This is a genomic window from Cupriavidus pauculus, assembly GCF_008693385.1.
In the GTDB taxonomy this organism is placed as follows: Bacteria; Pseudomonadota; Gammaproteobacteria; order Burkholderiales; family Burkholderiaceae; genus Cupriavidus; species Cupriavidus pauculus_D.
Window position 1 is genome coordinate 528,591 of record NZ_CP044067.1, and the last position, 23,217, is coordinate 551,807.

Annotated in this window: 14 protein-coding genes; 9 read left to right on the top strand and 5 right to left on the bottom strand. The window is 68.5% G+C overall.

From position 1 onward, the window contains the following. Nucleotides 1-95: 95 nt before the first annotated feature. Nucleotides 96-1,193 carry an HlyD family secretion protein gene (locus tag FOB72_RS20685; RefSeq protein ID WP_150374589.1) on the bottom strand — a complete coding sequence of 366 codons (1,098 nt, stop codon included), beginning with the start codon at nucleotides 1,191-1,193 and terminating at the stop codon, nucleotides 96-98. A 112-nt stretch (nucleotides 1,194-1,305) separates the two neighbouring features. Here FOB72_RS20685 and FOB72_RS20690 point away from each other — a divergent pair, with 112 nt between their 5' ends. Continuing rightward, nucleotides 1,306-2,769 carry an efflux transporter outer membrane subunit gene (locus FOB72_RS20690; protein ID WP_150374590.1) on the top strand — a complete coding sequence of 488 codons (1,464 nt, stop codon included), beginning with the start codon at nucleotides 1,306-1,308 and terminating at the stop codon, nucleotides 2,767-2,769. A 53-nt stretch (nucleotides 2,770-2,822) separates the two neighbouring features. On the opposite strand, the gene uvrA is transcribed toward FOB72_RS20690, so the two are convergent. Further along, the gene (gene uvrA, locus FOB72_RS20695) at nucleotides 2,823-8,729 is read right to left on the bottom strand and encodes an excinuclease ABC subunit UvrA (RefSeq protein ID WP_191002366.1); all 5,907 of its coding nucleotides are present in this window, start codon (nucleotides 8,727-8,729) and stop codon (nucleotides 2,823-2,825) included. Nucleotides 8,730-8,936: 207 nt separating this feature from the next. Between uvrA and FOB72_RS20700 the strand changes: the two genes are divergently transcribed. From FOB72_RS20700 to FOB72_RS20720, 5 genes are all read left to right on the top strand, one after another. Beyond that, nucleotides 8,937-10,133, top strand: coding sequence for an efflux RND transporter periplasmic adaptor subunit (locus FOB72_RS20700; RefSeq protein ID WP_150374591.1), 1,197 nt, complete (start codon nucleotides 8,937-8,939; stop codon nucleotides 10,131-10,133). Next, nucleotides 10,127-12,352 carry a MacB family efflux pump subunit gene (locus FOB72_RS20705; protein WP_223851726.1) on the top strand — a complete coding sequence of 742 codons (2,226 nt, stop codon included), beginning with the start codon at nucleotides 10,127-10,129 and terminating at the stop codon, nucleotides 12,350-12,352. The genes FOB72_RS20700 and FOB72_RS20705 overlap by 7 nt, the downstream gene beginning before the upstream one ends. A 2-nt stretch (nucleotides 12,353-12,354) precedes the next feature. After that, nucleotides 12,355-13,761 (top strand): efflux transporter outer membrane subunit, encoded by a 1,407-nt coding sequence (locus FOB72_RS20710; RefSeq protein ID WP_223851727.1) that lies wholly within the window; start codon nucleotides 12,355-12,357, stop codon nucleotides 13,759-13,761. An 88-nt stretch (nucleotides 13,762-13,849) separates the two neighbouring features. After that, nucleotides 13,850-14,866 (top strand): Bug family tripartite tricarboxylate transporter substrate binding protein, encoded by a 1,017-nt coding sequence (locus FOB72_RS20715; RefSeq protein WP_150374592.1) that lies wholly within the window; start codon nucleotides 13,850-13,852, stop codon nucleotides 14,864-14,866. A 115-nt stretch (nucleotides 14,867-14,981) separates the two neighbouring features. Beyond that, complete coding sequence (locus FOB72_RS20720) at nucleotides 14,982-16,583, top strand: gamma-glutamyltransferase family protein (RefSeq protein WP_150374593.1); 1,602 nt, start codon at nucleotides 14,982-14,984, stop codon at nucleotides 16,581-16,583. A gap of 37 nt (nucleotides 16,584-16,620) precedes the next feature. Here FOB72_RS20720 and FOB72_RS20725 read toward each other — a convergent pair whose 3' ends face one another. Together FOB72_RS20725 and FOB72_RS20730 are read right to left on the bottom strand one after the other, a co-directional pair. Then, entirely contained in the window at nucleotides 16,621-17,532 is a 912-nt protein-coding gene (locus FOB72_RS20725) for an aspartyl/asparaginyl beta-hydroxylase domain-containing protein (protein ID WP_150374594.1), read from the bottom strand. Between the two features lie 150 nt (nucleotides 17,533-17,682). After that, on the bottom strand, nucleotides 17,683-18,153 hold the full coding sequence (locus tag FOB72_RS20730) for an Lrp/AsnC family transcriptional regulator (protein ID WP_109584085.1): 471 nt from the start codon (nucleotides 18,151-18,153) through the stop codon (nucleotides 17,683-17,685). Nucleotides 18,154-18,299: 146 nt separating this feature from the next. On the opposite strand from FOB72_RS20730, the gene FOB72_RS20735 reads away from it, so the two are divergent. Beyond that, nucleotides 18,300-19,223: a DMT family transporter gene (locus tag FOB72_RS20735; protein WP_150374595.1), complete on the top strand. Its 924-nt coding sequence runs from the start codon at nucleotides 18,300-18,302 to the stop codon at nucleotides 19,221-19,223. 41 nt (nucleotides 19,224-19,264) lie between these two features. Here the strand turns inward: FOB72_RS20735 and FOB72_RS20740 are convergent, their stop codons facing one another. Next, nucleotides 19,265-21,010, bottom strand: coding sequence for a glycosyltransferase family 39 protein (locus FOB72_RS20740; RefSeq protein WP_411859868.1), 1,746 nt, complete (start codon nucleotides 21,008-21,010; stop codon nucleotides 19,265-19,267). 137 nt (nucleotides 21,011-21,147) lie between these two features. Here FOB72_RS20740 and FOB72_RS20745 point away from each other — a divergent pair, with 137 nt between their 5' ends. Together FOB72_RS20745 and FOB72_RS20750 are read left to right on the top strand one after the other, a co-directional pair. Next, a complete protein-coding gene (locus tag FOB72_RS20745) occupies nucleotides 21,148-21,828 on the top strand; it encodes a response regulator (protein WP_150374596.1) in 681 nt (226 codons plus the stop codon). Continuing rightward, entirely contained in the window at nucleotides 21,825-23,216 is a 1,392-nt protein-coding gene (locus FOB72_RS20750; RefSeq protein ID WP_150374597.1) for an ATP-binding protein, read from the top strand. Before FOB72_RS20745 ends, FOB72_RS20750 begins: the two co-directional genes overlap by 4 nt. The last annotated feature ends 1 nt before the right edge of the window (nucleotide 23,217 follow it).

Here is a 23,217-nt window from a genome sequence, read left to right on the forward strand (position 1 = left end):
GGCGCCCGTGGAAAGCTCGCTGGCCGGGACGATCTGCCTGATCGGCGCCAGCGGGGGCTGCGGCTGGGCCGGCGGCTGCGCAACGACCGCGCTGCTCACGACTTCACCTTGGTATCGACCTCGGCCGTCACCGACAGGCCTGGACGGAGCAGGCCCAGCCGCGCATCGGCGTCATCGAGCAATACGCGCACGGGCACGCGCTGCACGATCTTCGTGAAGTTACCCGTGGCGTTCTCGGGCGGCAGCACGCTGAACTGCGCGCCCGTGGCGGGCGCCAGGCTGCCGAGATGTCCGTGGAAGACGCGGCCCGGCAATACGTCGGCGCGGATGGTCACGGGCATGCCCGGCTGCATATGCGCAAGCTGGCTTTCCTTGTAGTTGGCATCGATCCAGAGCCCCGCTGCCGGCACCACGGACATCAGCTGCGAACCGCTGGCCGCATACGCGCCGACGCGCGCGCGGCGGTTGCCGATGGTGCCGTCCACGGGGGCGCGCAGCTCGGTGTAGCCGACATTGAGGCGTGCGAGGTCGCGCTCCGCGATTGCCTGTGCGAGCGCGGCCTGCGCCTGCTGCTTCTGCGTGCCGATCACGTCGAGCTGGCGTTCCGCGGCGACCAGTGCCGCCTGCGCCTTCTGGCCGTTGGCCACCGATTGCTTGTAATCGGCGTCGGCCTTCTCCGAACTCTGCGTGGATACCGCCTGCTTGGCGACGAGGCTCGCGTAGCGGCGCTGATCGTCGCGTGCGCGCACGGTCTCCGCATCGGTGGCCGCCACGCCGGCACGGGCCTGGCCGATCACGGCCTGCTGCAGGCGCTGGTTGGCGTCGAGATTGGCCAGCAGCGCTTCCTGCGCGGCCACGGCGCCCTCCGCACGCGCAAGCACCGCGCGATAGTCGCGGTCGTCGATGCGCGCGAGCAGGTCGCCGGCGTGGACGGTCTGGTTGTCGGTCACCGCGACCTCGGTGATATAGCCGGCCACCTTGGTGCCGACGACCGTGACGTCGCCGCCGACATAGGCATCGTCGGTTTCCTCGATAAAGCGCCCCGCGGTCCACCAGTGCGCGCCGTAGGCGACGACGCCGGCACCGGCAATCGCGAGCGCGGCGATGGTCGCGAGGCGCTTGGCGCCGGGCCGGGCACGCGAGGCATTGGCGGAGTCCGAAGGGGCGCGCTCGGCGGCGGTGCTGGTCGTCATGGGTGGTGTCCTTCCTGCCGGATTGGGTGAAATGAAATTCGAGTTGCTATCAAGTTGAAAGTTAGTATAGAGTTGTTACTAGCACTATGCAAGTAACTAAATCGGATCGCCCATGAACCTGTCGTTGCATCCCGCCGCCATGTCCCTACGCGCCGCCTTGCTCGCCGCCGCGACGCTGTCGCTGGCCGGCTGCGCGGTCGGCCCCGACTATCGCAAGCCGGAGCTCGCCCCGTCCGCGGCCTACCCGCACGCCGACGTGCTCGCCGCGCGCGCCGCGGCCGCGCCCGCGCCGTCGCTCGACACGTGGTGGCTCGGCTTCGACGACCCCACGCTCACGCGTATGGTCCAGCGCGCGCTGAATCAGAACCTCGATCTGGCAGCCGCCGTCGCCCGCGTGGAACAGGCCCGCGCCGTGGCGCAGGAAGCCGGCGCGGCGCTGCTGCCGCAAGGCAGTTTCGACGCCAGCGTGGTCAAGCAGCGCCAGTCGCTGGTGAACCCGATCGGCAAGATCAGCAATGCGTTGCAGGGCGACCGCCGGAGCATCGCGCTCTATGACGTGGGCGCGGCCGCAAGCTGGGAGATCGACGTGGCCGGCGGCCTGCGGCGCGGTGCCGAAGCGGCCGGCGCGGAGGCCGAAGCCGCGGAAGCCGAGCACCTCGGCGTGCGCGTGACGGTGGCCGCCGAGGCCGCCGATGCCTATTTCCGCATTCGCGGCGCGCAACGACGCATTGCGATTGCCGAAGACCAGATCGCCACCAACGGACGGCTGCTCGAACTCGTCAGGCTGCGTCAACAGGACGGCCTGGCCGCGATACGCGAGGTCGCGCAGGCGGAAGCGCTGGTCGCACAGGCCCGCACCACGGTGCCCCCGTTGCGCATCGCGCTGCAGACCCAGCTGAACCGGCTCGATGTGCTGATGGGCGCCGAGCCCGGCACCTATGCACGCGAACTCGACTCGGACGGGTCGGTCGCGGCGACCACCGCGGTGGTGCCCGCCATTTCGGCCGCCGAGGGCCCCGTCGCGCTGCTGCGCCGCCGTCCCGACGTGATCGCCGCCGAGCGGCGCGTGGCCGCGGCCAACGCGCGAATCGGCGTGGCCACGGCCGAGTACTACCCAAAGGTGTCGATCTCCGGCTTGCTCGGGTTCGAAAGCCTGCAGGCCAACACGCTGTTTACGGCAAAGGCCTTTCAGCCGACCGCAGCCGCGGGCCTGCGCTGGCGGTTGTTCGATTTCGGGCGCGTGGACGCGGAGGTAAAGCAGGCAAAGGGCGCGAATGCCGAGGCACTGGCCAACTACCGCCAGTCGATGCTGCGCGCGACCGAAGACGTCGAGAACGCGATCGTCACGCTGACGCAACTGGAGAGCCAGTCAAAGGAGCTCGGGACGGAAGTCGATGCGCACCTGCGGGCGCGCAATGCGTCGGAAGACGCGTACAAGGGGGGTGCGGTCAGCCTGTACGAGGTACTCGAGGAAGACCGGTTGCTATTGACGGCGCGCGACGAGCAGGCGCGAGTCGTGGCCGACAACGCTCGCGCGGCCGTCGCGACGTTCCGCGCGCTGGGCGGCGGTTGGTAATCGGGTACCGACTGGCCGGGAGCCACGCCCCCGGCCAAGAGCCTCGGCAACGATCAGGGCATGACCTTCCGTGCCTCGCCTGCCGCCTCCCGCGCGAGCACCGGCACCAACGCGGCTCCCGTATGGCTGGCCGCGTTGCGCGAGAGCGCCTCGGGGTCCGAGGCCCCCACGATCGTCCCGCCCCCCGCACCGCCCTCGGGCCCCAGATCGATGATCCAGTCCGCCTCGGCAATCACGTCGAGGTCGTGCTCGATCACCACCACGCTGTGGCCGCCATCGGTCAACCGGTGCAGCACGCGAATCAGCCGCGCCACGTCGGCCATATGGAGCCCCACCGTCGGTTCGTCGAGCACATACAGCGTATGCGGTGCCTTCTGTCCCCGGCGCGTGATGTCGTCCCGCACCTTCGACAGTTCGGTCACGAGCTTGATCCGCTGGGCCTCTCCGCCCGACAGCGTCGGTGAAGGCTGCCCCAGCGTCAGATAGCCGAGCCCCACGTCCTTCATCAGCTGCAGCGGATGCGAGATCTGCGTCAGCGCGCCGAAGAACTCGACGGCCTCGTCGATTTCCATCGTAAGCACTTCGCCGATATTGCGGCCGCGCCAGGTCACGGCAAGCGTTTCCGGATTGAAGCGCTGGCCATGGCAGACGTCGCAAGGCACCTTCACATCGGGCAGGAAGCTCATGCCGATCGTGCGCACCCCCTGGCCCTCGCATGCCGGGCAACGTCCCTGCCCCGTATTGAACGAGAACCGCGAGGCCGTGTAGCCGCGCGCCTTGGCCTCGAGCGTTTCGGCAAACAGCTTGCGGATCGCGTCCCATACGCCGATATAGGTCGCGGGACACGAGCGCGGCGTCTTGCCGATCGGCGTCTGATCGACCTCGAGCACGCGATCGATCGACTCCCAGCCCGTAATGGCGTCGCAGCCATGCCAGGCATGCTCGACGCTCAGCGACCGCGTGGCCGTCGGCTTGCCCGCCTTCTCGGCCGCCGCGCGCGCCCGCCGCGTGGCCGGCGACGACATCACCGAACGCCCCACCGCATCGAGCAGGTTGGCCATCAGCACATCGCGCGCCAGCGTGGACTTGCCCGAGCCCGATACCCCGGTAATCGCCACGAGCCGCGACAGCGGAATCCGCGCCGTCACATCCTTGAGGTTATGCAGATTCGCGCCCTGCACGGTCAGCCACTGTTCGGGCTCGGCCGGCTTGCCCGCGCGCGCCGGCCGTACGGTCCGCCGCGGCTGCAACGGATGCACGATCGGATGCGCGAGGAATTGCCCGGTCGTGGAATCGGGCGCCGCGGCCAGCGCCTCGGCGCCACCCTGCGCGACCAGCGTGCCACCGCGCTTGCCCGCGCCCGGCCCGATATCGATGATGTGGTCGGCACGGCGGATCGTATCCTCGTCATGTTCGACCACCACGAGCGTATTGCCCTTGTCGCCGAGCTTGCGCAGCGCATCGAGCAGGATCTGGTTGTCGCGCGGATGCAGGCCGATGGTCGGCTCGTCCAGCACGTAGCAGACGCCCTGCAGATTGCTGCCCAGTTGCGCGGCCAGACGAATCCGCTGCGCCTCGCCGCCGGAAAGACTCGGCGCCGCGCGGTCGAGGCTCAGGTAGCCGAGGCCCACCTCTTCCAGGAACTGCAGCCGGCTGCCGATCTCGCTGACCACGTCGCGCGCGATTTCCGCATCGCGGCCCGTCAGGCGCAGGCCATCGACCCAACGCCGCGTATCGGACACGGTCCATTGCGCCACGTCGGTAATCGGCTGCGTATCGAACGTGACCGCGCGCGATACCGGGTTCAGACGCGCGCCGCCGCAATCGGCGCACGGCGTATCGACCACGCCTTCGGGTTCCTGCTCCTCTGACGGCAGGCTCTGCTCGCGGCCGCGTTCGTCGCTGCTGCCCAGCACCGTGTCGTCATACACGGCACGCTGCTCGCGCGTCAGCGCCAGCCCCGTGCCGACGCACGTCGTGCACCAGCCATGCTTGCTGTTGTACGAGAACATGCGCGGATCGAGTTCGGGATAGCTCGTACCACAGACCGGGCATGCGCGCCGCGTCGAGAACACCTTGGTATCGCCGACATGGCGCGTGCCCTTGCCGCCCTGCAGCGCATCGTGCAGCCCGTCGAGCGGCGCCAGCAAATGCATCACGCCCTTGCCGAGCTCCAGCGCCTGGCCCAGCAACGCGCGCAGCTGCGCCTCGTTGTCCGGCGAGATCACGAGGTCGCCCACGGGCAGCTCGATCGTATGTTCGCGGAACCGGTCCAGCCGCGGCCACGGGTCCACGGGCAGGAACTCTCCATCGACGCGCAGATGCGTGTTGCCACGCGCCTTCGCCCACTTGGCGAGGTCGGTATAGACGCCCTTGCGGTTGACCACGAGCGGCGCCAGCAGCCCCACATGCTGGCCGCGATGGTCGCGCAGCAGCTGCGCGGCGATCGACTCCGGGCTCTGCGACGTCACCGGCGCGCCGTCGTGCACGCAATGCTGGATACCGAGCTTGACGTACAGCAGCCGCAGGAAGTGCCACACCTCGGACGTCGTCGCGACGGTACTCTTGCGCCCGCCGCGCGACAGCCGCTGCTCGATGGCCACGGTCGGCGGAATGCCGTACACCGCATCGACCTCGGGCCGGCCCGCCGGCTGCACGATGGACCGCGCATAGGCGTTGAAGGATTCCAGATAGCGCCGCTGTCCTTCATGGAACAGGATGTCGAACGCCAGCGTCGATTTGCCGGAGCCGGACACGCCGGTAATCACGTTGAACTTGCCGTGCGGAATATCGACGTTGAGCGCCTTGAGGTTGTGCTCGTGCGCATTGACGATGCGCACGACGTTCTCGCCCTCCACGGCGCGCCGCGCGCGGGCGGCCTGCAACGCCGTTTGCAACGGTTTGCCCTGCGCGTCCGCTGCCTCCGCGCGTTCCGCCGCGAGCGTTCCGGATTCGCCGAGCGCCGCGTCATAGTGGATCAACGCCTGTCCCGTATGCGAGGCCTCGCAGCGCTTGACGTCCTCGGGCGTCCCCACGCACACGACCTCGCCACCGGCATCGCCGCCCTCGGGACCGAGGTCGATCAGCCAGTCCGCCGCGCGAATCACGTCGAGGTTGTGCTCGATCACGATCAGCGAATGGCCGCCGTCGAGCAGCTTGCCGAACGCGCCCATCAGCTTGGCAATGTCCTCGAAATGCAAACCCGTGGTCGGCTCGTCGAACATGAACAGCCGCTTCGGCACCTTGGGCTGCTTCGTCACGCGCCCGCCACGGCCGGCCGGCGCCGCCTGCGCGGTTTCCGCGAGGAAGCCCGCGAGCTTGAGGCGCTGCGCCTCGCCGCCCGAGAGCGTCGGCACGGGCTGGCCCAGCTTGACGTACTCGAGGCCCACGTCGGCGATCGGTTCGAGCACGCGCAGGACGGCCGGATCTCCCGCGAACAGCGCGGTGGCCTCGCTCACGGTCAACTCCAGCACGTCGGCCACGCTCAGCGCGCGCGCGGGTTCGTTCCAGATGGCGCGGTTGATCTTGACCTCGAGGACCTCGGGGCGATACCGCGTGCCGTCGCAATCGGGGCAGCGCAGGTAAACATCGCTCAGGAACTGCATTTCCACGTGCTCGAAGCCCGAGCCGCCGCAGGTCGGGCAACGGCCGTCGCCCGAGTTGAAGCTGAACGTGCCCGCGGTGTACCCGCGCTGCAGCGCCAGCGGCGCCTTGGCGAACAGCTTGCGGATCTCGTCGAACGCGCCCACGTAGCTGGCCGGATTCGAGCGCGCGGTCTTGCCGATCGGCGACTGATCGACGAACACCACGTCATCGGCCTGGTCCGCGCCGATCAGCGCGCGGTGCGCGCCCGGCGACTCCGTGGCCTTGCCGAAATGGCGCGCCATCGCGGGATACAGCACGTCCTGCAGCAGCGTCGATTTGCCCGAGCCGGACACGCCCGTCACACAGACCAGCCGCTCCAGCGGGATCTCGACCGTGACGTCGCGCAGATTGTGTTCCGTCGCGCCTTCCAGCACGATGCGCGGCGTCTTGCCATCCACCGGACGCGGCTGCCAGCTCGAAGCGTCGGCCACGCGCCGGCGGCCGCCGAGGTAGTCGCCGGTCAGCGTGCGTTCCTTGCGGATGGCCTCGGGCGTGCCGTCGAAAATAATCGAGCCGCCGCGTTCGCCGGGTCCCGGCCCCATGTCGATCAGACGATCGGCCGCGAGCATCACGGACGGATCGTGCTCGACCACCACGAGCGTATTGCCCGCGTCGCGGAGCCGGTGCATGGCCTCCACGATGCGGTTCAGATCGCGCGGATGCAGCCCGATGCTCGGCTCGTCGAGCACGAAAAGCGTATTGACGAGCGAGGTGCCGAGCGCCGTGGTCAGGTTGATCCGCTGGACCTCGCCGCCGGACAGCGTGCGGCTCTGGCGATCGAGCGTCAGATAGCCGAGGCCGACGTCGCAGAGGTACTTGAGCCGCGTGCGGACTTCCGCCAGCAGCAGCTTGAGCGCGTCGTCGAGCAGCGTGCTCGGCAGGGTCAGGTCGTCGAAGAACCGGCGGATGCGCGCAATCGGCATCAGCATGAGGTCGTGCACGGTCAGGCCCGGCAGCGACTCCAGCTGGCTGCGGTCCCAGTCCACGCCGCGCGGCAGAAAACGGTCGGCCGGCGGCAGCACGGCATCGGCATTGGTCTTCGAGCCCAGGCGCCAGAGCATCGACTCGGTCTTGAGCCGCGCGCCGCCGCAGGTCTCGCACGGCGTGTAGCTGCGGTACTTCGACAGCAGCACGCGGATATGCATCTTGTAGGCCTTCGACTCCAGATAGTCGAAGAACCGCATCACGCCGTACCACTGCTTGTTCCACTGGCCGTTCCAGTCCGGCGAGCCGTGGATGACCCAGTGCTTCTCGGCATCGGTCAGCTGGCTCCAGGCCACGTCGCGCGGAATGCCGGCCTTGGCCGCGTAGCGCATCAGGTCGTCCTGGCACTCCTTCCACGCGGGCGTCTGCATCGGCTTGATGGCGCCGTCGCGCAGCGACTTGCGCGCATCGGGAATGACCAGGCCCAGATCGACGCCGATCACGCGGCCGAAGCCGCGGCAGGTCTCGCACGCGCCGTAGGCCGAGTTGAACGAGAACAGCGCGGGCTGCGGGTCGGCGTAACGGATATCGCTTTCGGGGCTATGCAGGCCGGTCGAGAACCGCCAGACCGGGCCGTCGCCATCGTCCGTGACCACCTGCACGCTCACGCGCCCGGCGCCGCGCTTGAGCGAGGCCTCGATGGCTTCCACCGCGCGTGCGCGGTCCACGTTGCCGATGCGGAACCGGTCCGCCACCACGTCGAGCATCTTGCGCGCGCCGGTCGGGGACGCGACGATGCGCTGGCCATGCACGCGGGTATAGCCGCTTACGGACAGCCACTGCTGGACTTCCTCTTCCGTGGCCGACTCGGGGAGTTCCACCGGGAACGTGACCACGAGCCGCGCGTCGTGGAACGGCTGGCCTTCGGCCGTGCGGGCCACCAGTTCCTCGTAGATCGTCTCCGGCGAGTCGTGGCGCACGGGCAGCGCCGTCTGGCGGTCGAACAGTTCGGACGCCCGCGCGTAGAGCAGCTTCAGGTGGTCGTTGAGCTCGGTCATCGTGCCGACCGTGGAGCGCGAACTGCGTACGGGGTTGGTCTGGTCGATCGCGATCGCCGGCGGGACGCCATCGACCTTGTCCACCTGCGGGCGGTCCATGCGGTCGAGGAACTGGCGCGCATAGGCGCTGAAGGTCTCCACGTAGCGGCGCTGGCCTTCGGCGTACAGCGTGTCGAACACGAGGCTCGACTTGCCCGAGCCCGACGGACCGGTTACCACGGTCATCTGGCCCGTGTGGAGGTCGAGATCGATGTTCTTGAGATTGTGCTGACGTGCGCCGCGGATGCGAATGGTACCGCCGAGGGGACCGCCGGTGTGATCGGATTCTGCCAATTTATCCACCAATTCAACTGGTTAAGATGAATTTCTGAAGTTATTTCTACGAATATTGCAAGGGCTTTCGGGTCGCGGGCGTGCCGGACGGGGCCGAAGGCATCCCGCCACTATACTGTATGTTCATACAGTTATCACAAGGCCGGTCGCGCCCGTACCCCGCGAGCCTTGAGTGCGCAACAATCCTGTTGCATCATCCGGTCGACCATGAAAATCCCGCCTCTGCTGCAGCGTCCTGCCACGTTATTCGCCCTGTTCGCCCTGCTGGTGGCGGGGCTTTGGTGGTGGCTGCTGCGGCCGACCGAAATCGTCGATACGGTTCCGGTCACGCGGGGCGACATCGAATCCAGCGTGACCGCGCTGGGGATCCTGCAGCCGCGCAGCTATGTCGATGTGGGCGCGCAGGCGTCCGGAGCGATCCGGCGCATCCATGTGCAGCCCGGCGACGCCGTGACCAGGGGGCAACTGCTCGTCGAGATCGATCCTTCCGTGCAGCAGGCGCGTGTGGATGCCACGCGCGCGACGCTGGCGAGCCTGCGGGCGCAGCTGGCCGAGCAGTATGCGCAGCGCGATCTTGCGCGCCAGCAGGCCGAGCGGCAGCGCAGCATGGCGCGTGATGGCTCTACCCGCGACGAGGATGTGCAGACGGCCGAGGCAGCGTTGCGGGTGGCGCTGGCCCGGATCGACAATCTGCGCGCGCAGATCGACGGCGCGTCGTCGCAGCTCAAGGGCGACGAGGCGCAGCTGGGTTATACGCGGATTTTTGCGCCGATTGCCGGCACGGTCGTCACGCTCGATGCGCGGGAGGGGCAGACGCTCAATGCCACGTACCAGACGCCGACCATCCTGCGCATTGCGGACCTGTCCGCGATGACGGTCTGGACCGAAGTGTCGGAGGCCGATGTGCGGCGGGTGCGGCCCGGGATGAGCGTGTATTTCACGACGCTCGGGGTGCAGGATGGCGAGGGTGCCGCGCGGCGGTGGACGGGCAAGGTCCGGCAGATCCTGCCGGCGCCCCCGACGCCTGCGGGTCCGGCACCGGCTGCCGGCGCGGCAGCGGCGGCGTCTCCCGCGGGCAAGGTCGTGCTGTATACGGTGCTGTTCGACGTCGATAACGGGGACCGCGCGCTGATGCCGCAGATGAGCGCGCAGGTGTTCTTCGTCGCCGCGAGCGTGAGCAATGTGCTCGTGGCACCGTTGCCCGCGCTGCAGCCCGTGAACGGGCAGCCGGGGCGCTACACGGCGCGCGTGCTCGGCGCGGACGGCAGGATCGCCGACCGCCAGGTGGCCACAGGCGTGCGCGACCGGCTCAGCGCGGAGGTGGTGTCGGGACTGAAGGAAGGCGAAAGGCTCGTGACCGGCGTACGCTATGAGCGGATGGCGGATGGGAGATTCCGATGGTAGATGGGGTGGCGCGCGACTGGATGGACCCGCCCGGCGAGCGCCGGCGCGGCCCCACTCGCGCCGCCGAGACCGGCGGGGCCGGCGGGGCCGGCGGGGCCAAACGCGGGCCGATCGCGTCGCCCGGCGCGCTGGCCGAGCACGATGCCACGGTGGACACGGACACCGCGCGCGATGCGGTCGTGGGTGCGGATGCCGACAGATCAGCCGGCGCGGCGAACCGGAGCGACGCGCCCATCGCCGCGCCGCTGATCTCGCTCCGTAATGTCCGCCGCGCATACCCAAGCACCGACGCCGGCCCCGCCACCGACGTGCTGCGCGGCATCTCCCTCGATATCGCCGCCGGCGAGTTCGTCGCCATCGTGGGCGCCTCGGGCTCCGGCAAGTCCACCCTCATGCATATCCTCGGCTGCCTCGACCGGCCGACCGCCGGGCATTATCGCTTCGCGGGCCACGATATCGCCGACCTCGGCCCCGACGAACTCGCCTGGCTGCGGCGCGAGGCGTTCGGTTTTGTCTTCCAGGGCTACCACCTCGTCCGTTCCCTCGACGCCCAGCGCAATGTCGAAATGCCGGCCGTCTACGCCGGCGCGGGCCTCGCCGAACGCGAGCGCCGCGCCTCGGCCTTGCTCGCGCAACTCGGCCTCGCAGACCGCGCCACATTCCGCCCCGGCCAGCTCTCCGGCGGCCAGCAGCAACGCGTCTCGATCGCGCGCGCCCTCATGAACGGCGGCCACGTCATCCTCGCCGACGAGCCGACCGGCGCGCTCGACAGCCGCAGCGGCGCCGAAGTCGTCGCGCTACTGCGCGAACTCGCCGACGCCGGCCATACCGTCATCCTGATCACGCACGACCGCGCCGTGGCCGCGCAGGCCCGCCGCATCGTCGAAATCCGCGACGGCCAGATCGTCTCCGACAGCGGTGCCCGCGGCCCGCGGGACAAGCCCGACCCCACCCCGCGCACGACAATGCCCGCCTCCCTCGACCCGCGCCGCTTCCGCGCGGCCATGGCGGCCGGCATCGCCCATACCGCGCGGCCCTGGACCGATATGCGCGAAGCCTTCGCGGCCGCATGGACCGTGATGTGGACCAACCGCTTCCGCACCGCCCTCACGCTGCTCGGCATCATCATCGGCGTGGCATCGGTCATCGTGATGCTGGCCATCGGCGCGGGCACGCAGGAAAAAGTCATCGCCAAGATCGCAAGCTTCGGCACCAACCGCCTGTATGTCGTACCCGGCGGCGATGCCTCGCGCGGTCCCGGCGGCGTGCTGACCGAAGCCGATGTCCGCACCATCCGGCAACTGCCCCATGTGGCGAGCGCCACGCCGATCCTGCGCAACAAGGTCACGCTCAGGGCAGGCAATGTCGACTCGTTCGTCAACGCCATGGCCGTCACCACCGACGCACGGCGCGCGCTCAACTGGAACGTCTCGCGCGGGTTGTTCTTCACCGATCAGGACGAGCGCAACCTGGCCACGGTGATCCTGCTCGGCAAGAAGACGCGCGAGCGGATGTTCGGCGATGCCAGTCCGCTCGGCGCCTATGTGCTCGTCAATAACGTGCCGTTCCAGGTGATCGGCGAACTCGAGGAGAAAGGCGCCACGTCGGGCGATGCCGACGATGACGACGTGGTGCTGATTCCGTATGCCACGGGGGCGCGCCGCGTACTGGGCACGATGAACCTGAACTGGATCACGGTGCTCGTGGACGATATCGACAACGCCGAGGGCGTGACCAAACAGATCGGCGATGCGCTCGAAGCCACGCATCGCGTGCGGGACTTCCGCGTCTACAACCGCGCCGCCTCGCTGCGGGCGCAGACCGAGACGCAGCAGACGATGACGATCATGCTGGGGCTCGTGGCCGCGATCTCGCTGGTGGTCGGTGGCATCGGCGTAATGAACATCATGCTCGTGACGGTCAAGGAGCGGACGCGCGAAATCGGCATACGCATGGCCGCCGGCGCCCGGCAGCGCGATATCCAGCGGCAGTTCCTGACCGAGGCCATCACCGTGACGCTCGTCGGCGGGCTGGCCGGCGTGCTGATTGGCGTGGTGATCGGGCTCACGCTGCTGCATTGGGAAGTGCCCGTGATCTTCTCCGCGCGCGCGATGCTCGGCGCGTTCGCATGCGCGCTGTTTACGGGGCTCGTATTCGGCTTTATGCCCGCGCGGCAGGCGGCACGGCTGGATCCGGTCACGGCGCTGGCGAGCGATTGACGATGACACCCTCCCGCACGACCGCCCTCGCCGCGCCGATGACCACCCCGGTCGTCACCCTGCTCTTTGCACTGCTCGCTGGCTGCGCCGCCGCTCCGGCCGGCGATGTGCCAGCCGTGCAAGTGCCCGCGGCATGGCGCAACGACACGGGCGTCGAGCCGGCCGCGCCGCTCGAAGCCGCATGGTGGCAACGCTTCCGCAGCACGGAGCTCACCACCCTCATCGCGCAGGCGCAGGCCAGCAGCTTCGACGTGGCCGCCGCCGCCGCGCGCGTGCGGCAAGCCCAGGCCCAGGCCCGCATCGCCGGCGCCGCGCTGTTGCCCGACGTCAGCCTCTCCGCCAACGCGCAACGGTTCAAGGAGCCACAGGAAACCGTCTCGGGCTTCTATACCGCCCAGCTGTTCGCGAGCTATGAAATCGACATCTGGGGCGGCAACGCGGCGCTGCGCGACTCGGCGCGCGCCGCCTGGCTCGCCACAACCTATGCGCGCGACGCCGTCACGCTGACCGTCGTGGCCACGGTGGCCAACACCTATCTGCAAACCGTGGCCCTGCGCGAACGCGTGACCATCGCCGAGCGCAACCTCGAGAATTCGCAGCGCATCCTCGCGCTCGTGGAATCGCGCGCGCGCGCCGGTGCCGCCACGCCGCTCGAACTCGCCCAGCAGCGCGGGCTCGTCGCCACGCAACGGCAGGAGCTGGCCCTCCGCACGCAGCAGGCGCGCGCCAGCCTGGCCGCGCTGGCCGTCGTACTGGGCAGGCCCGTCGAAGGCTTCGACATCGCCGCCACGACGCTCGACGATATCGCCGCGCCCACGGCGGCCACGGGCGTCCCGAGCGAACTGCTGGTCCGCCGCCCGGACCTCGCGCAGGCCGAACGCGCACTGGCCGCGGCCGACGCCGATATCACCGTCGCCCGCGCCGCGATGCTCCCCACGCTGACCCTGACCGCCGGCGCCGGCGTGGGAGCGGAACATGTGCGCAACCTGTTCGACACCTCGCTCTACAACCTCGCCGCAGGACTCGTCGTGCCGATCTTCAACGCCGGCCGCCTGTCCGCGGGACGCGATCTGGCCGTCGCGCGCAGGGAGGAACTGCTCGCCGCCTACCGTGGCGCGATCGTCAACGCCTTTGGCGACGTGGAAACCGCGCTGACCGCGGTCGATGGCGTGGCAAACCAGCGCGTCGCGCAGGCCGAGGCGCTACGGCAGGCACGCGAGGCCGCCCGGCTATCCGAGTCGCGCTACCGCGCGGGCGCGGAAACGCTGCTGACCGTGCTCGATGCCCAGCGCACGCTGTACGCCGCGCAGGACCAGTCGGTCCAGCTGGGCCTCTCGCAACTGCAGGCCAGCGTCGGCCTGTACCGCGCCCTGGGCGGCGGCTGGACGGCAACGCCGCGACAAACTTGAGCGCGAAATTTCAGGGAAAACCCGCAGGACTGGCACGCCACTTGCTCCATTTGTCATGCTTTACAAACATTTTGGAGTTCGTCTTACCATGGCATCGCAGTTCCCGATCGCGCGCACCTTGATGGCGCATACCCGCACCACTCTGAACCTCGTTCTCGCCGCGGCCGGCCTTGCCGGTGCACTTGCCGCTCCCGCCGCCCTCGCCGAATACCCGGAACGCCCGATCCAGCTCGTGCTGTCGTTCCCGCCCGCCGGTGCCACCGACGTGCTCGCCCGTGCCGTCGGCCAGCGCCTGTCGCAGGTCCTGCATCAGCCCGTCGTCGTCGAGAACCGCCCCGGTGCCGGCGGTGCGATCGGCCTCGGGTACGCGGCCAAGGCCGCTCCCGATGGCTACACGCTCTATATGGCCGCCGTGAGCAACGCCGCCATCGCCGCCGCGACGTATAGCAACCAGCCCGCGAACCTGGCCAAGGACTTCGTCCCCATCGCCGGTATCGGCACCGTGCCGCATATCCTCGTGGTGCCGGCCTCGCTGCCCGTCAAGACCGTGCCGGAACTGGTCAAGTACCTGAAGGCCGCTCCCGGCCAGTACAACTTCGCCTCGCAGGGCTCCGGCACGCTGTCGCACCTCGAGTCCGAACTGTTCCGCCTGCGCGCGGGCGTGGACGTGATTCACGTCCCGTACAAGGGCAGCTCGTTCGCGATGCCCGACCTGATGGCCGGCCGCGCCGCGATGATGTTCGACAGCATTCCGTCCGCGCTCCCGCACGTGAAGTCCGGCAAGCTGCGCCTGCTCGCCGTGGCCTCCGACAAGCGCGTGAAGTCGCTGCCCGAAGCCCCGACCATGATCGAAGCCGGCATCCAGGACTTCCGCGCCGACAACCTGTTCGGTCTGGTCGCGCCGAAGGGCACGCCGCCCGCCGTCATCGAGAAGCTCGCCGCCGCCACCAAGACCGTGCTGGCCATGCCCGACCTCGTCGACACCATGGACGCACAGGGCGTGCAAATCGCCTATACGCCGAGCGACAAGTTCGGCCGCATGATCAGCGAGGAAATGCGCGACTGGAGCAAGGTTGCACAGGCCGCGAAGGTCAAGGTCGACTGATACCGCCTGCAACGATCGCGTATGATCGTCCTTCGGCCTCTCCCCTTCGGGAGAGGCCACTGCATCGCCCCCGCCACGGGGCCGTCGCCCGTTCGTCTTCTCACCGCCACCGTTCATGACCACCTTCTGGGACTTCCCCTATCCGTCGCGCCGCGTTCCGGTGCTCGGCGACAACGTCGTTTCCACCTCGCAACCGCTGGCCGCAGCAGCCGGCCTGCGCATGCTGGCCAAGGGCGGCAACGCCGTGGACGCGGCGCTGGCCACCGCCATCGCGCTGACCGTCGTCGAACCCTGCATGAACGGCATCGGCGGCGACGCGTTCGCGCTGATCTGGGATGGCAAGCAGATGCACGGCCTCAACGCGTCGGGCCGCGCGCCGCGCGCGTGGACGCCCGAGTCGTTCTCGCGCTATAGCGCCATGCCACCCATCGGCTGGGATGCCGTGACCGTGCCCGGCGCCGTGTCGGGCTGGCGCACCACGTGGGAGCGCTTCGGCTCGCTGCCGTTCGAAGACCTGTTCGAGCCGGCCATCGAATACGCGCGCAACGGTTATGTCGTCTCGCACACTGTGCACCGCCAGTGGCAGGCACAGGTGCCCGTGCTGGAAGGCCAGCCCGGTTACCGTGAAGCGTTCGCCCCGCGCGGCCGCGCGCCGCTGCCCGGCGAGCGCTTCGTGTGCCCCGGCCAGGCGGAAACGCTCGAGCGCATCGCGCGCAGCAAGGGCGACGACTTCTATCACGGCGAGCTCGCGAAGAAGATTGCCGACCATGCGCGCGCCACGGGCGGCCGCATCGACGAGGCCGATCTCGCCGCGCATCGTGCCGACTGGGTCGAGCCCATCAGCATGCGCTATCGCGACGTGACGCTGCACGAGATCGGGCCGAACGGCCAGGGCATCGGCGCGCTGATGGCGCTCGGCATGCTCGAACACTGGGACGTCGCCGCCGCGGGCCGCGATAGCGCGCGCACGATGCATCTGCAAATCGAGGCGATGAAGCTCGCGTTCGCGGACCTGCACGCGTACGTCGGTGACGTGGATGCGATGCGCGAGGCGGGCCGCGTCACGCCCGAAGCGCTGCTCGACCCCGCCTATCTGGCCGAACGCGCCAAGGCGATCGATCCCGACAAGGCGTCGTACCCGGGCCCGGGCAAGCCGCATACGGGCGGCACCGTGTACCTGACCGCCGCCGACCGCAACGGCATGATGGTCTCGTATATCCAGTCCAACTTCAAAGGCTTCGGTTCGGGCGTGGTGGTGCCGAACACGGGGATCGCGCTGCATAACCGCGGCTGGGGCTTCAATCTCACGCCGGGCCACGCGAACCAGGTGGCACCGGGCAAGCGCCCGTTCCATACGATCATCCCGGGCTTCCTGACGCGCAACGGCGCGCCGCTCGCGTCGTTCGGCGTCATGGGCGGGTCGATGCAGGCACAGGGCCACGTGCAGATGACGAGCCGTATCGCGGACTTCGACCAGAATCCGCAGGCGGCCAACGACGCTCCGCGCTGGCGCGTGCTCGACGACAACGTCGGCGTGTCCGTGGAAGCCCACACCCCGCGCGAGACGCTGGAAGGGCTGCGCGCGCGCGGGCATTCGGTGGAGACGGCCGCGCCGGACAGCCTCGACTTCGGCGGCGCGCAGATGGCGATGAAGATGGAACACGGCTACGCGGCCGCGTCCGACTATCGCAAGGACGGCTACCCGGTCGGCTTTTGATGGCTGGCTTCATCGTGCTGGCCTGAGCGTGCTGGCCTCACATATGCGTGTGAGGCCAGAACACCGCCATCACGATCCCAAGCATCAGCGCCCACTTTAGCGTGTAGTACACGTTGCGGTTCCACGCCTTCAGGCGCTTGCCGACCATCCGCACCGCATAGATGTACTTGAACGCGCGGTTCAGTCCGCCGGTCGCGTCTCCGCGCTCGTTGGGCGATGCGGCCGCGCGCATCAGCGTATCGCTGATCGCGCGATTGACACGCTGCGCCCAGCCGAACCGCAACGGCCGCTCGATATCGCAGAACAGGATGATGCGATCGTGCGCGGTGCCGTTCTTCGCATGGTGCAGAAACGTCTCGTCGAACACCACATCCTGCCCATCGCGCCACGAATAGGTTTCGTTATCGACGGTGATCGAACACAGGTCGTCGTTCGGCGTGACCAGTCCCAGGTGATAGCGTAGCGAGCCCGCATAGGGATCCCGGTGCGGAAACAGCTTCGCGCCTGGCGGCAGCCGCGCGAACATCGCGGCCCTGACCGACGGCAGCGCGTTGAGAATCGCCAGCGTGCGCGGGCACGCGGCGATCGCCGACGGATGCGGCGTGTCGTACCACTTCAGGTAGAAGCGCTTCCACCCCTGCCGGAAAAACGAGTTGAAGCCGATATCGGTATAACCGGTGGCGGCCTGCAATCGTTCGTCTTCCGCTAGCGCGAGCGCCTCCGCGCGAATGGTCTGCCATTCGCGGCGAATGATGTCTAGCTCGGGAAAGTGTTCGCGGGCGATGAACGGGGTGCGCGGGACGCTCGAGAATGCGTACGCAAATCCATTCAATGGGGCCAGGAACGTGGAATGATCGAACAGCTGGCGGAAGAAGCCATGGCGCGCCTTGCCACGGAAGTGGGTGTAAAGGGCGCTGACGATAAAAATGAGCAGGACAGCCCAACGCATGGTGCAACCTCGACGACGGGATCGACATTTCTTATGTGTCAGAAATCTTAATCCCGTGGACGACAGTGCATCCTTGAAGTGCGCAGTCAGTGTGCGACGTTAACCACAGAAGACGGCATTTGCGAAAGCGTTGATCGATTATTGAAAAGGTTACCCGAGCGGCAGCGCGGTGCTGTAGAGCACTTGCTTGAGCGCGAAGCTCGACCGGATATTCGATACGCCTGGAATCTTCGTGATGTGGTCGATGATGAGCCGCTCCAGCGCTTCGACATCGGGCACGATCACCCGCAGCAGGTAGTCCGCGTCCCCGGACATCAGATAGCACTCCATGACCTGCGGCAGCGCGGCGATGCGCCGCTCGAATGCATCGAGCGTCTCCCGGCGCTGCTTGTCGAGCGAGATCTGGATAAAGACCACCACCTTGAGGCCGAGCCGCCGCGCATCGAGCAGCGTCACGCGGCGCGAGATCACGCCCTGCTTCTCCAGGTTCTTCACGCGCGCCAGGCATGGGGAGGGCGACAGATTCACGCGGCTCGCGAGTTCGACATTGGTCAGGCTACCGTCGCGCTGCAGTTCGCCCAGAATCCGGATGTCGGTGGCGTCGAGATCGATGTCCAGCATGTTGCGCTTCCGAAATGAGGTTGTCCGGCATTCTATGCTGGAATCGGATCACGATGCGGCCCATTGCGGTCAATGCTGCGGTGCAAGGCACCCTAGACTCTCGCTAAGGGATTTCCCTAGCCAATACATCGTTCCGGAGCCGCATCATGTCCGCCCACCCCACCGCCGCCTCCGCCGGCGCCGGTATCCGCAAGTTCCTGCCGCTGATCGGCGCCGTCGTTGTCTGGGGCGGCAACTGGCCCGTGATGAAGTTCGGCTTGTCGCATATCAGCCCGCTGTGGTTCGCCACCGCGCGCTTCGGTTCGGCGGCGCTGCTGAGCGTCGTGGTGCTGGCCCTGCTCGGCCGCCTGCGCTTTCCCACGCGCCAGGAATGGCCGCTCGTGCTCGGCGTGGGCCTGCTGCAGATGGCCGCCTTTACGGCGCTGGCGCTGTGGGCGTTGCAATACGTCGCGCCCGGCCGCGCGTCGGTGGTGGCCTATGCCACAGCCATCTGGGTCATTCCGCTGGCATCGCTCGTGCTCGGCGAGCGCCCGTCGCGCGTGCAGTGGATCGCCACGGCCATGAGCTACGCGGGCATCGCGGTCATCGTGTTGCCCGCCGTGACGCACTGGGAATTGCACACCGTGGTCGGCCTCGCGATGCTGCTCGGCGCGTCGCTCGCGTGGGCCGTCAATATCATCCAGCTGCGCGCGAACCGCGGGGTCCGGCTCGGCGCCGACATGATTCCCTGGCAGACGGCCATTGCCACCGTACCGCTGCTGTTGCTGGCCCTGCTGCGCGACGGCGTGCCCGACATGGGCGCCTTTGTCGATATCTGGCCCGCCATCGCCTATACCGGTCCGCTTGCGACGGCGCTGACCTTTATCCTCGTGCTCAATATCACGCAGACGCTGCCGCCGGCGGCGACATCGATCGCGATGCTCGGCGTGCCCGTGGTCGGCCTCGTGATCTCCGCGGCGGTCTGGCACGAGCGCATCTCGGGCGACCTGTCGATCGGGCTCGCACTGATCGCGCTTGGCGTGGTCACCACGGCGCTGGCGCCGCGGTTCGCACGCGCGGCGCGTGCGTAGTCCCCGCGCCCGCGATCATCGCGGCAAATCAGGGCCGCAAATCAGGGCCGGTTCGATACCACCACGCGCTTGTAGTCGCGCGCCACCACATACATCGGCACCTTGCCCGCAAGCTGCTGGTAGGTATCGGGCGACATGACGGCCAGGGCCGGCCCCTCGTCGCGCCACGCGGTCTCGAAGGCGGCGATCGTCGGCATCCAGCGCGACGGCTCCACGCTCGTGCCGAAGCCGAGTTCGTCCGCCTCTGCCACCATCGTGAGCGGATGCCGAACGTAGAACGGCAGCGTATGGTCGAGCATGCGCACGCCATACAGCGGCATGCCCGGCGTCAGGTGTCGCGCGACCACGGGCGCGATATCGGCGCCCGATAACGGGCGGCCGACCGTATCGTAGCCAAGCAGGGCCACGGTAAACGCGACGTACATGCCCACGCCGTAGCTCGCCATGCTGCCCGTCAGCCTGCCGCGCGCGGCCAGCCACCATGCCAGGACCACGCCCGCCAGCATCAGCGCGAACGTCGCCGCGACCCAGATCGCATACGTGCGATAGAACAGGCTCGGAATATTGTTCGCGTTCAGCGAGCCGACGATCGGGCTCGCCATCAGGCATATCGCCGCGACGATCCCCGCGCCGATCAGCTGGCGCCGCCATGCGCGCAGGTCCAGACGGTCGAGCGCGACGGCCGCGAGGATCGCCAGTGCCGGCACCACGGGCACGATATAGCCCGGCAGCTTGGAACGCGAGAGGCTGAAGAAGACGAAAATGGCGATGGCCCACACGCCCACGAGCAGCAGCGGACGGAACGTGCCGCGCTGCGCAACCACGGTCTTCGACCGCATGGCTGTCCACATGCTCGGAAACAGGCCGGCCCACGGCAACATCCCGCCGACGATCAGCGGCACGAAGTACAGCAGCGGACCCGAGCGCGAATGCACATTGGAGGTATAGCGCTCCCAGTGCTCGTGGATAAAGAAGAAGTGCAGGAACTCCGGATTGCGCCGCGCGATGAGCCAGAACCACGGCACCGTCACCGCTAGCAGGATCGCCAGCCCGGCGACCCAGTGCATGCGGCGCCAGAGCGTGCCGTCACGCGCGACCAGCGAGTAACAGACGAGCACGAGGCCCGGCAGCGCGATGCCGACCAGCCCCTTGGTCAGCACGGCCACGCCCATCGTCGCCCAGCAGAGCAGCATCCAGCGGCGGCGCGCGGCCGCGCTGGCATCGGGATGCTGGGCCATCAGCATCGTCGCCAGCGTGCAGGCCATCGCGCCCGCAAGCGTCATGTCGAGCGTATTGAAGTGCGCGGCCGTGCTCCACATCGGCGCGCCCAGCAGCACGATGGCCGCGAGCCAGCCCGCGCGCGCGCCGAACCAGCGCCACGTGGCCAGCATCGTCATGCCGATGCCGAGCAAACCCGACAACGCGACGCACAGGCGCGCCTGCCACTCGCCCACGCCGAGCAACGTGTAGGCAACCGCCGTCACCCACATATGAAACGGGGGTTTCTCGAAGTACTTGAGCGCGTTGTATCGAATCGTGACCCAGTCGCCGGTGGCGAACATCTCGCGCGAGATCTCGGCATAGCGGCCTTCGTCGGGGCCGATCAGATGGCGCATGGCAAGCGTGCCGAACCAGACGGCGAGCACCGCGGCCACGGCCGCGCCGATCCACCATAGTGCGCGACGGTCCACGCCGCCCCAGCGCCCGGCACCGGCCGGCGGCATTGCGGGGTGCGGCAGCAGTTCGGAAGTCCGTGTCGAGCCCGAATGTGACGGAGGATGCAACATGCGCGCGCCAAAGCAAGAGGAGGGAACGCGCAGCGTAGGAGTTGAACCTTAGTGGCACATTAAGCAGGATCAAACTGGTACGCTTTCGTCACCTGCCGTTGCACAATGTCGCAACACACGTAGCAAATCACCGAAAAATGAGAATTCTTATCGTCGAAGACGACGCCATGCTGGGCGATGGACTGCAGCGCGGACTGAAGCTGCTCGGGCACGTGGTCGACTGGTTCTCCACGGCCGCCGCGGCCGATCACGCGGTGGAGGTCATGGAATACGACGCCATCGTGCTGGACCTCGGGCTCGACGAAGATGACGGCGGCGAGTTGCTCGCGCGCTGGCGCACGCGGCGGCGGACCACGCCGGTCATCGTGCTGACCGCGCGCGACGCGGTGGAAAGCCGCATCAGCCTGCTCGACGCGGGCGCCGACGATTACCTCGTCAAGCCCGTCGCCATCGACGAACTGGCCGCGCGGCTGCGGGCCGTGACGCGGCGCGCGGCCGGCCAGGCGGAGCCCGTCTGGCGGCACGGCCCGCTCGAGTTCAACGCGGCCTCGCGGCAGGCCAGCTGGCAGGGTCAGTCCGTGGAACTGACCAGCCGTGAAGCGTTGCTGCTCGAACTGCTGCTCACGCATCCGAACCGCGTGCTGACCCGCGACTTCCTGCGCGACAAGCTCTACGCGTGGGACAAGTCCGCGGAGAGCAATACGCTCGAGGTCCATATCCACCATCTTCGGCGCAAGCTGCATCCGGGCATCGTGCGCACGCTGCGCGGTGCCGGCTATTCGCTCGGCACGCTCGAGGCGATCGGGGCCGACGCATGACGCTGCAGCGGCGGCTGATCCTTGCGGTCCTGTTTGCCGCGGCGCTCGCATGGACGCTGACGAGCGCGATCATCTACGTGAGCGCGCGCGAGGAGATCAACGAGCTCTACGACACCGACATGGTCCGCATGGCGCAGCAGATGCAGGCCGTGCTGCCCATCGTCGATATCGCCAGGCTGCCGCGGCCCGCGCCGCCGTCTTCCGAACCCGAGCCGGGCGACGAGGACCTCGGCGACCTCGGCAGCGCAGGGCTCGGCGAGCTTGCGATTGCCGCGTGGCGACCCGGTGGCGAGCCGCTGCATATCGATCCGGACGGGGACCGGCTGCCGCGCGCGCCCCATATCAAGGGGTTTACGGAGGCAACGATCGACGGCGTGCAATGGCGGCTTTACTACCTCAACGACAGCGCCGTCGGCTGGCGCGTATGCGTGGGCCAGGTGCTCGCGGAACGCGAGGAGCTGATCTTCGCGTATCTGGAGGCGCAGGTGCTGCCGTGGATCCTCGGGCTGCCGCTGCTGACATTGCTGCTGGTCTGGGCCGTGCGCCGCGCGCTGCGGCCCGTGTACACGCTGACCACGCAACTGGGCACGCGCGCGCCCGACGATCCCACGCCGCTCGAGGTTGCATCGGTACCCGGCGAACTGGTGCCGCTCGTCACCGCGATGAACCAGCTGCTGTCGCGCGTCTCGGCGTTGCTCGATCACGAGCGGCGCCTGACCGCCGATGCCGCCCACGAGCTGCGCACGCCGCTGGCCGCGCTCAAGGCGCAGTGGGAGGTCGCGAGCCGTTCGCAGGACGACGCGGAGCGCACGCGCGCGGGCGCGATGGTCGAAGCCGGCATCGATCGGCTGAGCCGGCTCGTGAACCAGTTGCTGACCCTGAGCCGGCTGGAGGAACATGTGGCGCCCCGCCATCCCGAGGCCGCCGACTGGCCCGAGATCGCCAACCATGCCTTGTCCGATTGCCTGCCGTTGTCCGCCAGCCGCGACGTGGACGTGGAACTCGTCTGGCCGGCCGAGCCCGAGGTGCCGCTGCCCGTGACCGGCGAGCCGGCGCTGCTCGGCACGATGCTGCGCAACCTGCTCGACAATGCGCTGCGCTACAGCCCGCCGCATACGCTCGTGACCGTCACCTTCCTCCCCGACCGCATCGAGGTGGCCGACTGCGGGCCCGGGGTGCCGGCGGAGATCCTGCCAAGGCTCGGCGACCGCTTCTTCCGCGAGGCCGGCCGGCGCGAGCATGGCACCGGGCTCGGCATCTCCATCGCGCGGCGCGTGGCGGCGCTGCACGGGCTGCGGATCGATCTTTCCAATCGACTGGCGGTTGAAGGCACAGGCCTCATCGCCACCATCCGCCGCGATGGTCCCGGTCACAATCCGGCCCGATAAT